11 protein-coding genes, 1 tRNA gene and 1 other RNA gene are annotated in these 13,208 nt (G+C 70.6%); 3 read left to right on the forward strand and 10 right to left on the reverse strand.

Going from position 1 to position 13,208, the window contains the following annotated elements:
• Positions 1–6: 6 nt before the first annotated feature.
• Entirely contained in the window at positions 7–654 is a 648-nt protein-coding gene (locus tag N5079_RS33710; RefSeq protein WP_261588273.1) for a TetR/AcrR family transcriptional regulator, read from the reverse strand.
• 167 nt (positions 655–821) lie between these two features.
• On the opposite strand from N5079_RS33710, the gene N5079_RS33715 reads away from it, so the two are divergent.
• Positions 822–1,679, forward strand: a complete 858-nt coding sequence (locus N5079_RS33715; protein ID WP_261588274.1) for a hypothetical protein — start codon at positions 822–824, stop codon at positions 1,677–1,679.
• A gap of 60 nt (positions 1,680–1,739) precedes the next feature.
• Here N5079_RS33715 and N5079_RS33720 read toward each other — a convergent pair whose 3' ends face one another.
• The 5 genes from N5079_RS33720 to N5079_RS33740 form a co-directional block, all read right to left on the reverse strand.
• On the reverse strand, positions 1,740–2,813 hold the full coding sequence (locus tag N5079_RS33720) for an aspartate-semialdehyde dehydrogenase (RefSeq protein ID WP_261588275.1): 1,074 nt from the start codon (positions 2,811–2,813) through the stop codon (positions 1,740–1,742).
• Positions 2,810–4,084 carry an aspartate kinase gene (locus tag N5079_RS33725; protein WP_261588276.1) on the reverse strand — a complete coding sequence of 425 codons (1,275 nt, stop codon included), beginning with the start codon at positions 4,082–4,084 and terminating at the stop codon, positions 2,810–2,812. The genes N5079_RS33720 and N5079_RS33725 overlap by 4 nt, the downstream gene beginning before the upstream one ends.
• Before the next feature lie 101 nt (positions 4,085–4,185).
• Positions 4,186–4,716 carry a DUF5063 domain-containing protein gene (locus N5079_RS33730; protein ID WP_261588277.1) on the reverse strand — a complete coding sequence of 177 codons (531 nt, stop codon included), beginning with the start codon at positions 4,714–4,716 and terminating at the stop codon, positions 4,186–4,188.
• Positions 4,709–5,308 carry a recombination mediator RecR gene (gene recR, locus N5079_RS33735; RefSeq protein ID WP_261588278.1) on the reverse strand — a complete coding sequence of 200 codons (600 nt, stop codon included), beginning with the start codon at positions 5,306–5,308 and terminating at the stop codon, positions 4,709–4,711. The genes N5079_RS33730 and recR overlap by 8 nt, the downstream gene beginning before the upstream one ends.
• A 5-nt stretch (positions 5,309–5,313) precedes the next feature.
• Entirely contained in the window at positions 5,314–5,661 is a 348-nt protein-coding gene (locus N5079_RS33740) for a YbaB/EbfC family nucleoid-associated protein (protein ID WP_261588279.1), read from the reverse strand.
• A 564-nt stretch (positions 5,662–6,225) separates the two neighbouring features.
• Between N5079_RS33740 and N5079_RS33745 the strand changes: the two genes are divergently transcribed.
• Complete coding sequence (locus tag N5079_RS33745; RefSeq protein WP_261588280.1) at positions 6,226–7,638, forward strand: helix-turn-helix domain-containing protein; 1,413 nt, start codon at positions 6,226–6,228, stop codon at positions 7,636–7,638.
• 235 nt (positions 7,639–7,873) lie between these two features.
• Here N5079_RS33745 and N5079_RS33750 read toward each other — a convergent pair whose 3' ends face one another.
• A complete protein-coding gene (locus N5079_RS33750) occupies positions 7,874–10,465 on the reverse strand; it encodes a DNA polymerase III subunit gamma and tau (RefSeq protein ID WP_261588281.1) in 2,592 nt (863 codons plus the stop codon).
• A gap of 42 nt (positions 10,466–10,507) precedes the next feature.
• Positions 10,508–10,603, reverse strand: an RNA gene (ffs, locus tag N5079_RS33755) — signal recognition particle sRNA small type.
• Between the two features lie 82 nt (positions 10,604–10,685).
• Between ffs and N5079_RS33760 the strand changes: the two genes are divergently transcribed.
• A tRNA-Ser gene (locus tag N5079_RS33760) sits at positions 10,686–10,771 on the forward strand.
• Positions 10,772–10,873: 102 nt separating this feature from the next.
• Here N5079_RS33760 and N5079_RS33765 read toward each other — a convergent pair.
• Positions 10,874–11,530: a protein-L-isoaspartate(D-aspartate) O-methyltransferase gene (locus tag N5079_RS33765; protein WP_261588282.1), complete on the reverse strand. Its 657-nt coding sequence runs from the start codon at positions 11,528–11,530 to the stop codon at positions 10,874–10,876.
• Between the two features lie 20 nt (positions 11,531–11,550).
• The gene (locus N5079_RS33770) at positions 11,551–12,975 is read right to left on the reverse strand and encodes a dihydrolipoyl dehydrogenase family protein (RefSeq protein WP_261588283.1); all 1,425 of its coding nucleotides are present in this window, start codon (positions 12,973–12,975) and stop codon (positions 11,551–11,553) included.
• Between the last annotated feature and the right edge of the window lie 233 nt (positions 12,976–13,208).

Genomic DNA, 13,208 nt, shown 5'->3' on the forward strand with positions numbered 1-13,208 from the left:
GGCGGTTCAGACGCGAAGTTCGCGGACCACCTCGATGAAGTCCCGGGCCACCCCCCGGATGCCCGGCAGGTGTGACAGCCCGACCAGCCGGTCCACCAGCGGGACCGTGCAGTCGATCAGCCGGTAGGTGCGTTCGCAGCCCGGTGAGGTGTCGTGGACCCAGAACAGCACGACGCCCATCGACAGCAGCCAGAGCAGCTCGGGCAGCTCGGCCCGCAACTCGGAGTCCATCCGGTCGGCGCAGCCGTCCACCACCTCCAGGTAGATGGCGATCGCCGACTCGCGCGCCGGGGCCGACTCCGCGCTGAACGGGCTGAGCGGATTGCTCGGCTCGGCCGCGTGCTTGAAGAACTTGACCGCGAACTCGTGGTACGGCTCGGAGATCCGCACCCACGCCCGAAGCACGCCGCCGAGCCGCCCGGCAAACGATCTCTCGACGGCCAGGACCTCGCGGCACGCGGCCTCGTGCTCCGCCTGAGCGCGGTCGTAGTACGCCTGGATCAACTGCTCCTTCGACGTGAAGTAGTAGTAGGCGTTCCCCACCGACACGCCGGCCTCGGCGGCGATCGCCCGCATCGTCGTCGCCTCGAAGCCCCGCTCTCTGAACAACCGGAGGGCCGTCTCGACGATCAGCTCCCGTGTCTTCTCGGCCACGCACGTCACTGTACGGCTCCGGCCCACGTCCGGTCATGGACCCGCCAGATGATCGACAGTCCTTCGCAAATTCCGCCGCGCCGCGGGAATGCCGGACACCGGAATGTGGGATCGATCACCATGGCGAGCTCCCCCGCCACCGACAGATGAGCGACCGGGGAACACACATGGACATCCGTCCGCCGTGGTGGGGGCTGGCCGGGATGACGACCGTCGTCCTGACGTCCCTGCCCGCGCACCTGACCACTCCGCCCGGCGGCTTCGCCACGGCACCGCCGACGGCGCACACGGCCACGCCGACGCCGCCCGGCCTCCCGCCCACGGCGAAGATCCATACGCCGGAGAGCCCCGCGCCGGGGAGGCCTACGCCGGGGAGTTCCACATCGGAGGGACCGGCGCCGGAAAGCCCGGCCGCCGCGCCTTCCATCGCGGAGACCCAAGGGCCGGCCGTCCTCGCCGCCGACCCTGTGGCCGCCGCTGTGGCCGCCGCTGTGGCCGCCACGCCCGCCGCCACCCCGGCGACAGTGACGGGGAGCCTCGGCGGCACGGTGGGGGCCCAGGCCCAGGCCGCATCCGGCACCACCGCGAACGGCTCAGCCGCCAACGTCCGGCTCGCCCAGCCGGACGCCATGCGCCTCCTTCAGGCGGCCGGTCTGGGCTGGCGGTCGTCCGGCCACTGCACCGACCCGCAGCGGCGCGAGTGCACATCCCTGAGCTCCATCAGGTACGGCACGCTGACGCAGACGATCGAGCTCAAGCGGGCCAGCAAATGCATGATCACCATCACCGGCGGGACCGAGGTCGGCCACTCCCGCGGCTACTACAGCCACCAGAACGGGTTCAAAGTCGACATCGACCACAACAAGTGCATCGACGCGTACATCACCGGGACCTTCCGCTTCTGGAAGACCCGGGGAGACGGCGCGGCCCTCTACTGCCCGTGGCTGTTTCCGGGCCTGCCGCCGCCTCCCGACACCGACATCTACGCGGACGAGCCCAGCCACTGGGACATCCTCTACCGGTGACCGGTGACCGGTGACCGGTGTTCCGGTGATCCGGTAGCTCCCGTGGTGGTCTCCCCGCGGTCAGCCTGCGAGGAACTCGGTGGCCACCAGGGCGGCGATCTCGGCGGTGTTGAGCGCGGCCCCCTTGCGGAGGTTGTCGCCGCACACGAACAGGTCCAGGGTGTTCGGGAAGTCGAGCGCCTGGCGGATCCGGCCGACGTAGGTGGGGTCGGTGCCCACGACGTCCGCCGGGGTCGGGAAGACGCCGTTCGCCGGGTCGTCCAGCAGCACCACGGTCGGGGCGGCCTCCAGGATCGCGTGGGCGCCCTCCACGGTCACCGGCCGGTCGAACGTCGCGTGGACGGCCAGCGAGTGCGTGGTCACGACGGGGACGCGAACGCAGGTAGCCGAGACCCTGAGGTCCGGGATGCCGAGGATCTTTCGCGACTCGTTGCGGACCTTGAGCTCCTCGGAGGACCAGCCGTCGTCCTTGAGCGAGCCCGCCCACGGCACGACGTTGAGCACCAGCGGAGCGGGGAACGGCGAGTCGGCCAGGTCGGGGACGGCCTTGCGCACGTCACCGGCCACCGTGCCCATGGTCCGGTCACCGGCGACCGCCTCGATCTCCGCGTAAAGCCGCTCCGGGCCGGCCACGCCAGCGCCCGACACCGCCTGGTAGGAGGAGACGACCAGCTCACGCAGGCCGTACTCGCGGTGAAGGGCGCCGATGGCGGCCATCATCGACAGCGTCGTGCAGTTGGGGTTGGAGATGATCCCCTTGGGCCGGTTCAGCGCCTGCTCGGGGTTGCACTCGGGCACCACGAGCGGCACGTCCGGGTCCATGCGGAAGGCGCCGGAGTTGTCCACGGCCACCGCGCCGCGCGACGCCGCGATCGGCGCCCACTCGGCGGACACCTCGTCGGGCACGTCGAACATGGCGATGTCGACCCCGTCGAACGCCTCCGGGGACAGGGCCTGGACGACGACGTCCTCCCCGCGGACCTGGAGGACCTTCCCGGCCGACCGCGGCGAGGCGATCAGGCGGATCTCTCCGTACGCGTCGGACAGGTCGGTCCGGTTCGTCAGGATGTCCAGCATGACGGTGCCCACGGCACCGGTGGCGCCGACGACGGCGAGGGTGGGCTTGCGACTCATCGTCCGGTACCTCCATACACAACGGCCTCGACCTGGTCCGCGTCGAGGTCGAACGCCCGGTGCGCGGCCGTGACGGCCTGGTCCACCTCGTTCTGCCCCACGACGACCGAGATGCGGATCTCCGAGGTGGAGATCATCTCGATGTTGACGCCCGCGTCCGCCAGGGCGCTGAAGAACTTCGCGGTGACACCCGGGTGCGACCGCATCCCCGCCCCGATCAGCGACACCTTGCCGATCTGGTCGTCGTACAGCAGCGACTCGAAGGCCACCTGGCTCTGGATCTTCTTCAGCGCCGTGAGAGCCGTCTGGCTGTCGTTCGTCGGCAGCGTGAAGGAGATGTCGGTCCGCCCGGTCGCCGCCGCCGACACGTTCTGCACGATCATGTCGATGTTGATCTCGGCGTCCGCCAGCGTCCTGAAGATCGTGGCAGCCTCTCCGACCTTGTCGGGCACCCCGACCACAGTGATCTTGGCCTCGCTCCGGTCGTGCGCGACTCCGGAGATGATGGGCTGCTCCATCTGGGTTCCTTCGATCTTGGGGTCGGAGACGACCCACGTGCCTTCCCTGGTGCTGAACGAGCTTCTGACGTGGATCGGCAGGTTGAACCTGCGGGCGTACTCCACGCAGCGCAGATGCAGGATCTTGGCCCCGCAGGCCGCCATCTCCAGTGTCTCCTCATAGGAGATCCGCGGGATCTGGCGGGCCGTCGAGACGATGCGCGGGTCGGCGGTGAAGATGCCGTCCACGTCGGTGTAGATCTCGCAGACGTCGGCCCCGAGCGCGGCCGCCAGCGCGACGGCCGTGGTGTCCGAGCCGCCCCGGCCGAGCGTCGTGATGTCCTTGGTGTCCTGCGACACGCCCTGGAAACCGGCGACGATCGCGATCTGGCCCGTGTCCAGCGCCCCCCGGATCCGGCCGGGGGTCACGTCGATGATGCGGGCCTTGCCGTGCGTCGAGTCGGTGATGACGCCGGCCTGGGAACCGGTGAAGCTGCGCGCCTCGTGGCCCAGGTTGGCGATCGCCATGGCGAGCAGCGCCATCGAGATCCGCTCGCCGGAGGTCAGCAGCATGTCCAGCTCGCGGCCCGGAGGCAGCGGGGACACCTGCTGTGCCAGATCGAGCAGCTCGTCGGTGGTGTCCCCCATAGCGGAGACGATCACGACGACGTCGTTGCCGGCTTTTTTCGTCGCGACGATCCGCTGGGCGACCTGCTTGATGCGGGACGCGTCGGCGACGGACGAACCACCGTACTTCTGGACAACGAGCGCCACTGGAATCTCCGAACGAAATCAGGCGTGGAGCTCACAGTGTACTTGGGGGGCCCAGCGACCCAACTGGGTTAGACCAGCATGTGGACGGTGCATGTGGACGGTCAGACGGTCGTGCTCTCTTCCACCACGTCAAGGCGGGTGTGCGCGACCAGGCCGTGGAGCGCGCGAAGCGCCGCCCCGGCGTGGTTGCCCCACGTGTTGAAGTAGGAGTACTGCCACCACCACAGGGCCTCCAGCGGACGCCCCGCCCGGTAGTGCCGCAGCCCGTGGATCAGGTCCGCCGCCACCGCCGTGAGATCATCCGACAGCCGGTACGGCGTGACCACCGTGTCCTTGTACGGGTCGAACACCTCGGCGTAGTCGTCCACCGGGCCCAGCCGTGCGGCGAGAGCCGTACGGAGCGGGTCGATGTCGGGATCCTCGCTCAGCGCCGGCTCGAAGTTGCCCTGCAGGATGACGTCCTGCATGGCGCCGAGCTGGGTGCCCGCGAGGCTCACCTGCGCCACCTCGACCAGGAGCAGCGGCAGGATCGCGTCGCCGCCCTCGCCGCCCGCCAGGCGGGTCAGACCGTCGATGTAGTTCTGCGCGTGCCCGGCGATGCGTGCGGCCAGGTCGTCGAACTCGTCAGACATCCAGCAGCCTCCGTCCTTCGAAAGCGCGGCCCAAGGTGACCTCGTCGGCGTATTCGAGGTCACCGCCCACCGGCAGACCGCTGGCCAGTCGTGTCACTTTCAGTCCCAGGGGCTTGACGAGCCTGGCCAGGTAGGTGGCCGTCGCCTCACCCTCGAGGTTCGGGTCGGTCGCGAGGATCAGCTCGGTCACCTGGCCGTCGGCCAGCCGCGCCATCAGCTCGCGGATTTTCAGGTCATCGGGGCCCACGCCGTCGATCGGGCTGATCGCCCCGCCGAGCACGTGGTAGCGGCCACGGAACTCGCGGGTCTTCTCGATCGCCACGACGTCCTTGGACTCCTCGACGACGCAGATCACATGCGGGTCGCGCCGCTGGTCACGGCAGATCCGGCACTCCTCCTCCGCGGCGACGTTGCCGCAGATCCGGCAGAAGCGGACCTTCTCCTTGACCTCGAGAAGCGCGTGCGCCAGCCGCTTCACGTCCGCCGGATCCGTGGCGAGAAGGTGAAAGGCGATGCGCTGCGCGCTCTTGGGACCGACGCCGGGCAGCAGCCCCAGCTCGTCGATCAGATTCTGGACGACCCCTTCGTACATGGCTTCTAGAACCCCGGCAGCTGACCGAGGCCGCCTCCGAGTCCCTGCGCGAGCGGGCCGAGCTTCTCCTGCTGCAGCTCGGCCGCGGCCCGTACGGCGTCGCGGACGGCGGCCAGGACGAGATCGGCGACCGTCTCGGCGGTCTCCTCCGGATCACTCGTGTCGATGGCGGTCGGGCTGATCTCGAGCTCCAGCAGCTCGCCGCTCCCGTTCACGGTCGCGACCACGAGCCCGCCCCCGGCGCTCCCCTCGACCTCGGCATCGCTGAGCTCCTGCTGTGCGGTGACGAGCTGCTGCTGCATCAGCTGAGCCTGCTCCAGCAACTGCTGGAGGTTGACATCCCCTGGATTCACAATCGTGCGCTCCTCAGCGTCCAGCGACGTGTTCGTCGCGACGAGCCTACGGTGTTCGCCGCTGTTCTGGCACCGGCGCCCATGCGTGTTCCCCGCAATTGGAGCCGCAACCACGACACGCCAATCCAGTGGAAACAGTCGCGAACCCCCAGGAACCGTACGGGACCTCCATCGGCGTACGGGACCCATCGGCAAGCCGGCGTCGGACGACGGATGACGGATCGGGGGAGATCTGATGGAACCCCGCTGGATCCGCTGGGACCAGGATTGCATTTGGAACCGCACGGATGAGGGCCGCGCTACCCCCACGGACCTCACCCATGCGGCTTGAGGACTGGCCGGGCCCCGTCCCCCCTCCAAAGCGTCCGGGACCCGGCCTGTCCACCACGCTGGTCGAGCTCTTGACCTCGCCCGACGTGACACGCCAACCCTAATCAGCCGAACGTTGCATACAGGTTGCGATCACTTGGTTACTCATGGAGATTGGCAAATATCGTCTCGGGTGCTAGTCAGTTCTCAGAGGCAGTCGTGAAACGCTCCACTGAACGGACCCGGGGGTGATCGGTGCCGAATTCGGCAATCCGCCGGCTTCACGAGGCGGTGGTGACGGGAGAGCGGCCCAAGGGAAAGGGGCCGCGTGACGTCATCTCCAAGTCGTGGCGGCGGTCCCTCGACGCCGGGATCGACCCCGAGATGCACGCGGCCCCACTCATCTATGACGCCGGGGACATCCGCGACGCGCGCACGTCCAACCCGATGAACGCTCTGGTCCCCCTGCTGAGCCACACGCTGCTGCAGATCGCCGACGAGACCGCCCACATCATGGTGATCACCGATGCCGACGGCGACGTGCTGTGGCGTGACGGGCACCGCCAGGTCCTCCGGCACGCCGACCGGATCGGCCTCGCCGACGGCTTCCGATGGGCCGAGCAGGCGGTCGGCACCAACGGCATCGGCACGGCCCTGGCCACTGGCGTGCCGACCCACGTCTACTCCGCCGAGCATCTGGCCCTGGCGCTGCACGAATGGTCCTGCGCGGGCGCACCCGTCGTGGATCCCGACTCGGGCCGAGTCCTCGGCTGCCTCGACATCAGCGGAACGGCACGCGCCCTCCACCCCGCGACGGTCGCCCTGGTGGCGGCGGCGGCCCGGCTCGCGGAGAGCCAGCTCACGCTGCGGATGCGGGAGCGCGACGAGCGGCTGCGCACCCGTCACCACCGCCACCTGTCCCGCCCCGGCGCGCTCGTCACCCCGACCGGGCGGATCATCGGCGGCGACCAGAGCCTCGGCCCCCGCATCCGCCTGCCGGAAGCGGGCGATCGGGTATACCTGCCCGACGGGCGGATGGCAGTGGTCGACTGGCTCGGCGACGCCTACCGGCTCGTCCCGGTCGGCACTTCGGCCACCCCGCGACTCACGCTCACTCTGCTCGGAGCCGACCACCCCTTCGCGTACCTCGACGACGTCCGCGTCACGCTCTCCCTCCGCCACGCGGAGATCCTCACCCTGCTGGCGTCCCACCCCCGCGGCCTGACCGCCGAGCGGCTGTCCTTCCTGCTGTACGGCGACGAAGGCAACCCCGTGACCATCCGTGCCGAGATCCACCGGCTCCGGGCCCAGCTCTCCGGGGCCATCGCCGCCAAGCCGTACCGATTAACCTGCGAGGTCGCCGGCGACTTCCTCGAGGTACGGCAGGCCCTGACCAAGGGAGACCTCCCGGCCGTCGCCCGCCTCTACCAGGGACCGCTGCTCCCGCGCTCGGAGACTCCGGCCATCCGACGGGCGCGCGACGAGCTCGAAGCCCGCGTGCGCTCTGAGCTCCTGGCGAAGGGCACCGCCGAAGACCTCTGGGCGTACGCGCAGACCTCCACCGGCCACGACGACTTCGAAGTGCTCGAACGCCTTGTCGCGGCCCTTCCCCCCGGCGACCAGCGCCGCGCCGCCGCAGTCGTACGGCTCAACCCCGCCTACGAATGACCTCCCGGCCCCCCTGCCCACGACCGTCCCTGACCCCCGGGCGGTTGGTAGATCTTTTCGTCACCCTTCCGACCTGTGGTTTTGTAGAGGATCAAGCCCAGATTCGTCGTAGGTGCCGGATGGCGTATCCCGCCATCTCCGACGGCGCCCCCTGTGACGGCGACGCGTGCGGCGGTGAACCATCCGACAGCGATGCTCAATCACGCGCGGGTGGCATGGGTGGCCGATTCCCTGGTCAGGAGTGGTCGATCTCCTCGATGATCCGGCCGCCGAGCTCTCGCTGAATGAGGGCCATGCCGGTCAGCTCGTTCACATCGGCGTTGGCGTCGTTCAGCGGGTCGACCTCGTCGGCGTCGGATCCGGGGGCGGTCTTTCTGCGGCTCGGGACCGACTCCGGCCACGCCTGACGCGGCCCGGCCTGGGCGGCGGCCCGCGCGGCCGACTTCGCGGCGGCGAGACCGGGGCTCGACACGCGCAGGGACCCCGAGCCGGTCGCGGACCCGGCCGGACCGTCGAAGTCGTCCGACGGCTCGTCGGGCCACGTCTCGTCCGTCGCCACCGCCGACCTGGGGGCCGCGAACTGCGGCGCGGAGGAGCCGGACGCGCCCTGATGCGTCCCGTTCTGTACGGCATGCGGCTGCCCGGGCTGGCCTGGTCCGTTACCCCGATCATCACCGGCCGAGGAGCCGGGGTTGGCGGGGTCAATGCCTGAAGTGCCCCCAGGAGCGCCCATAGCGCTGGAGGCACCTGACCCTGGGACGTCTCCCGAACCTCCGGACACAGGGCCTGCGGGACCGGCTGCCGCCCCGGACCGCGGATCGTTCGGCCCTCCGGCGCCGCCCGGCGCGGCAGGACCGCCCGAACCGAAAGCGCCTGTTCCCGAAGCACCCCCGGCGTGACTTGTGCCGGAGGCGCTGCCGCCGGCGTAAGCCCCCGTTCCGGGGGAGCTTGCCGTTCCGCTGGCACCGAATCCGGGCGAACCGGCTGGGCTTGGCGAACCGGCTGGCCCCGGAGAGCTCACTGGCCCCGGAGAGCTGGCCGGTCCCGGTGAACCGGCGGGGCCGCGTGCGCCACCGGCCGCAGGGCCGGAGCCGCCGACTACTACGTCGACCCGCCAGGTGCCGCCGAGGACGTCGCTCAGCGCAGCCGCGACCACCTCGTCCCGCTTGCCCTTGAGAAAGCCCTGCACGTCACCGGGCTTCTCGAAGCCGACGGTGACCACATTCCCCTCGACCCCCAGCAACCGGCCCTGGGCATTGAGGATCATCCAGGCGACGCGCTGCCGGTTCTTGATCGCTTCGAGTACCTGGGGCCATGCCTGCTGGACCGGCCCGGCCCCGGCCGCGGGCTGGACCGGCCCTGCCGAACCGGACGGCGCCGGAGAGGGGGCCGAAGCCCTCGGCGACCCCGGCCTGGCGGGCGCCGGCCAATCATCCGCCCCCTGGCCCGCGGCGGCGGGAGCCGCGACGGACTGCGGGGCGGGAGCCGCGACGGACTGCGGGGCGGGAGCCGTAACGGCGGGCGGAGACGACTCCGACCGGGGAGCCTGGGCCGGCGACGGCGGGACAGCGCTCTGACTCCCGGGGGCCGCAGGCGCTTGGCCCGGGGCCGCTTGGCCGGGAACAGGGGCCGCCTGACCGAGGGCGGGGGCGGCATAGGTTCCGGCGGGGAGGCCGCCCCGTTCGAGGCGTTCGAGCCGCGCCAGCATCGCGGCCTCACCCTGCTCCGCGGCGGGGAGGAGGACCCGGGCGCACATCAGCTCCAGCAGCAGGCGAGGAGACGTGGCGCCGCGCATCTCGGTGAGCCCGGCGTTGAACACCTCGGCGGCGCGGGTCAGCTCGGCGGGCCCCATCGATACGGCCTGCACCTGCAGGCGCTCCAGTTCGTCGGCCGGGCGGTCGAGGAGGCCGTTGGAGGCGGCTTCCGGCACGTTGGCGAGAATCACCAGGTCGCGGAAGCGCTCCAGCAGGTCCATGGCGAAGCGGCGCGGGTCGTGGCCACCCTCGATGACTCGGTTGACGGTGTGGAAGACGGCGGCGCCGTCGCGCTTGGCGAAGGCGTCGATCACCTCGTCGAGCAGGTCGCCATCGGTGTAGCCGAGCAGGGAGACGGCACGCTGGTAGGTGATTCCCGCGTCGTCGGCGCCGGCGAGAAGCTGGTCGAGGATCGACAGCGAGTCTCTGGCCGAGCCCGCACCGGCCCGGACGACCAGGGGCAACGCCGCCGGCTCGTATGGAACGGACTCCGACTCGAGGATCTCCTCCATAAGCTGGCGGAGAGTCGCGGGCGGCATCAGCCGGAAGGGATAGTGGTGGGTCCGGGACTTGATCGTCCCGATGACCTTCTCGGGCTCGGTCGTCGCGAAGACGAACTTCAGGTGCGGCGGCGGTTCCTCGACGAGCTTGAGCAGCGCGTTGAAGCCCTCACGGGTGACCATGTGGGCCTCGTCGATAATATAGATCTTGAAGCGCGCGGCGACCGGGGCGAAGAAGGCCCGCTCACGAAGGTCACGGGCGTCGTCCACGCCACCGTGGGAGGCGGCGTCGATCTCGATGACGTCGAGGTGGCCGGGGCCTGTGGGGGCCAGGGCGATGCACGATTCACACTCGCCACAGGGATCGGGTGTGGGGCCCTTTTCGCAGTTCAGAGAGCGGGCGAGGATGCGGGCGCTGGACGTCTTGCCGCACCCGCGGGGGCCACTGAAGAGGTAGGCATGGTTGATCCGGCCGCTACGCAGGGCCTGGCGCAGCGGCTCCGTGACGTGCTCTTGCCCCTTGACCTCGGCGAACGTCCCGGGCCTGTACTTGCGGTACAGCGCAAGACTCATGCCGTCTCCTCGGGGGGTCGACCTGGTCGGCGGTTCCGCTAACTGAGAGACCCCTCGCACACCCGCCAGAGCCCGCTTATCCTTGCTGCCTTCCGGCCCTGGGGAGGTTCACAGGATGACGCCGCGCGAGGGGTCCGGAGACAGTCTAACCACTCCGAGGCAATGCGAAGGCCGCGAACTACGGTCACCGCACACCGGAAAGTCCGCTAAGCTTTTCGGCGGAGGATTCGCCTAGTTGGCCTAGGGCGCACGCTTGGAAAGCGTGTTGGGGGCAACCCCTCAGGAGTTCGAATCTCCTATCCTCCGCGCTTGGTTGAGCAGCAAGAACACGTAGGGCCCGGTCTGATACAGCCGGGCCCTTCGTGCGTCTCCGCCCCAGTTTCACTATGTCCGTCTCAGTTGTCCGTCTCACGGCTGGAAGCCGTACTCCCCGTACAGGCGGACATATCGGGCAAGCGTGAGGACCTGCCGGGGTTCCAGGCCGGTCGCGGTGCGTTCGAACAGGACGACCTCCTCATGCCCGCCCGGACCGATCGGCTGGACGAGGCGGCCGCCGGGGCGCAGCTGTCCGGCAAGCGGCGGGGGCACCTCGGGGAAGGCCGCCGACACCACGATGGCGTCGTAGGGGGCGCGGGCGGGCACGCCGCGGCTGCCGTCCCCGGTGAGCAGTTCGACGTTGCCGATCCCCTGCCGCGCGAGGTTCGACCGTGCCTGCCGGACGAGGTCCGGCCACCGGTCGATGCTGACCACGTCGGCGGCGAGGCGCGCGAGCAGCGCGGTCTGGAAGCCGAGCCCGGTGCCGATCTCCAGGACGTGCTCTCCGCCGGTGAGGGCGAGTCCTTCGATCACCCTCGCCGACAGCGACGGCTGGGTGGTGACCTGCCCGTGCGCGATCGGGATCGGCTCGTCCTCGTAGGCCGCGGCGACGAGGTCCTCGGGCACGAAGGCCGCGCGCGGCGTCGCGCGGATGGCTTCGAGCAGCCGGGGGTCGCGGACGCCCGCCGCTCGCACCTCGCGGACCAGATCGTCCGGCGAGGCGCCATGATCATGCCTGCCCCCGCGCATACCGTGGTGCCCGGCGGACGTCAGAGGCCATACTCCTCCAGGAGGCCGAGCCAGACCTCGCTCACCGTGGGGAACGCGGGAACGGCGTGCCACAACTGGTCGAGGGGGACCTCGGCGGTCACCGCGATAGTGGCCGCGTGGAGAAGATCGGCCACCGCGGGTCCGGCGAAGGTGACGCCGAGGAGCACCTGGCGGTCCTCGTCGACGACGGCCTTCGCCCGGCCCGTGTAGCCGTCGGCCTGGAGGCGGGCCCCCTCGACCGCGCTCATGTCGTACTCCACGGCTCGTACGGCGTAGCCGTCGGCGCGGGCCCGGGATTCGGTCCGCCCGGCCACGCAGACCTGCGGGTCGGTGAAGACAACCTGGGGGGCGCCCCGGTCGTCGGCGGTGTCGCGGAGCGCCGGCAGGTCGTCGGGGAGGCCCTTGGCGCGCGCCGCGATCACGTCGCCGCACACCCGGGCCTGATACTTCCCCATGTGGGTGAGCAGGTTGCGCCCGTTGACGTCGCCCACGGCGTACAGCCAGCCGTCGGGGACGCCCGTCGCCCGCATGCCGGCGTCCACCTCGATGGGGCCTTCCGCCTCCAGGCCGACCGTCTCCAGACCGATGTCGCCCACGGTCGCGCGGCGGCCCGTGCCGACGAGGATCTCGTCGGCCTCGATCCGCGATCCGTCGTCGGTGTGGACGGTCACCGGTCCGTCCCCGGCCGGGCGCTCGACACGGGTCGGCGAGCGGCCGAAGCGCACATCGATGCCGGACTCCTGGAACGACTTCGCCAGCAGGTCGCCGGCGAACGGCTCGGTCCGGGCGAGGAGGCGGTCGCCGCGCACGAGCACGGTCGTCTCCTCGGCTCCGAGGGCGTGCAGGGCCTGGGACATCTCGCAGGCGACGGGGCCGCCGCCGATCACGACGAGCCGCTTCGGCACCTGCTGGACGCTGGTCGCCTCCCGGTTCGTCCACGGACGCGCCTCGCGCAGCCCCGGCACACCGGGGATCGAGGGGTCGCTGCCGGTCGCGACGACGACTGCGTGCCGGGCCCGCAGCGGCCGGGTGTCGCCGTCCGGGGTCGCCACCTCGACCCGGAGGGTCCCGGCCAGGCGTCCCTGGCCCCTGAAGAACGTCGCCGGGACATTCCGGATCCAGCTCACCTGGCCGTCGTCGTTGAAGTGGGACACGGTCTCGTCGCGGCGGGCCAGCACCGCGGCGGTGTCGATCGGGTCGCGCAGCTTTAACCCGGGCATCCGGCTCACCTCGGCGGCCAGGTCCACCGGCCGCAGCAGCGCCTTGCTGGGGACGCACGCGTAGTAGGCGCACTCGCCGCCCGCCAGGCGCCTCTCGACTACGGCCGCCGTCAGACCGCCTCGTACGGCGCGCCCGGCGACGGTCTCCCCAACCGGCCCCGCGCCTATCACGATCACGTCGAAGACGTCATTCTCATCCGCCATGGCGCCTGCACCCCCCGTCGCCGCAGGTCACGCAGCGAAGTGCCGAGCACGCCCAGTCTTTCACCCTCGCGCCGGCAGGGCGGAAGGGATGGGCGAAGGGACCTCAGCTGACCGGAAAATGATCCGCCTCAGCCAGAGCGCGGTAGCGAACCCCGGCCAGGGATAACGGTCGGGGTTGGCGGGGAGCGGTATGGGTCAGGCGGCCGGGCTCAGGGTGACGGTGAACCCGAGAG

The sequence above is a fragment of the Planotetraspora sp. A-T 1434 genome, from assembly GCF_025420585.1.
Classification (GTDB): Bacteria; Actinomycetota; Actinomycetes; order Streptosporangiales; family Streptosporangiaceae; genus JAOEGB01.

What these genes read in the sequence shown, in the direction of transcription:
- N5079_RS33715 (WP_261588274.1), top strand. Translation starts at nt 822, where the DNA reads ATGGACATCCGTCCGCCGTGGTGGGGGCTGGCCGGGATGACGACCGTC.
- N5079_RS33720 (WP_261588275.1), bottom strand. Translation starts at nt 2,813, where the DNA reads ATGAGTCGCAAGCCCACCCTCGCCGTCGTCGGCGCCACCGGTGCCGTG.
- N5079_RS33730 (WP_261588277.1), bottom strand. Translation starts at nt 4,716, where the DNA reads ATGTCTGACGAGTTCGACGACCTGGCCGCACGCATCGCCGGGCACGCG.
- recR (WP_261588278.1), bottom strand. Translation starts at nt 5,308, where the DNA reads ATGTACGAAGGGGTCGTCCAGAATCTGATCGACGAGCTGGGGCTGCTG.
- N5079_RS33750 (WP_261588281.1), bottom strand. Translation starts at nt 10,465, where the DNA reads ATGAGTCTTGCGCTGTACCGCAAGTACAGGCCCGGGACGTTCGCCGAG.
- N5079_RS33765 (WP_261588282.1), bottom strand. Translation starts at nt 11,530, where the DNA reads ATGCGCGGGGGCAGGCATGATCATGGCGCCTCGCCGGACGATCTGGTC.
- N5079_RS33770 (WP_261588283.1), bottom strand. Translation starts at nt 12,975, where the DNA reads ATGGCGGATGAGAATGACGTCTTCGACGTGATCGTGATAGGCGCGGGG.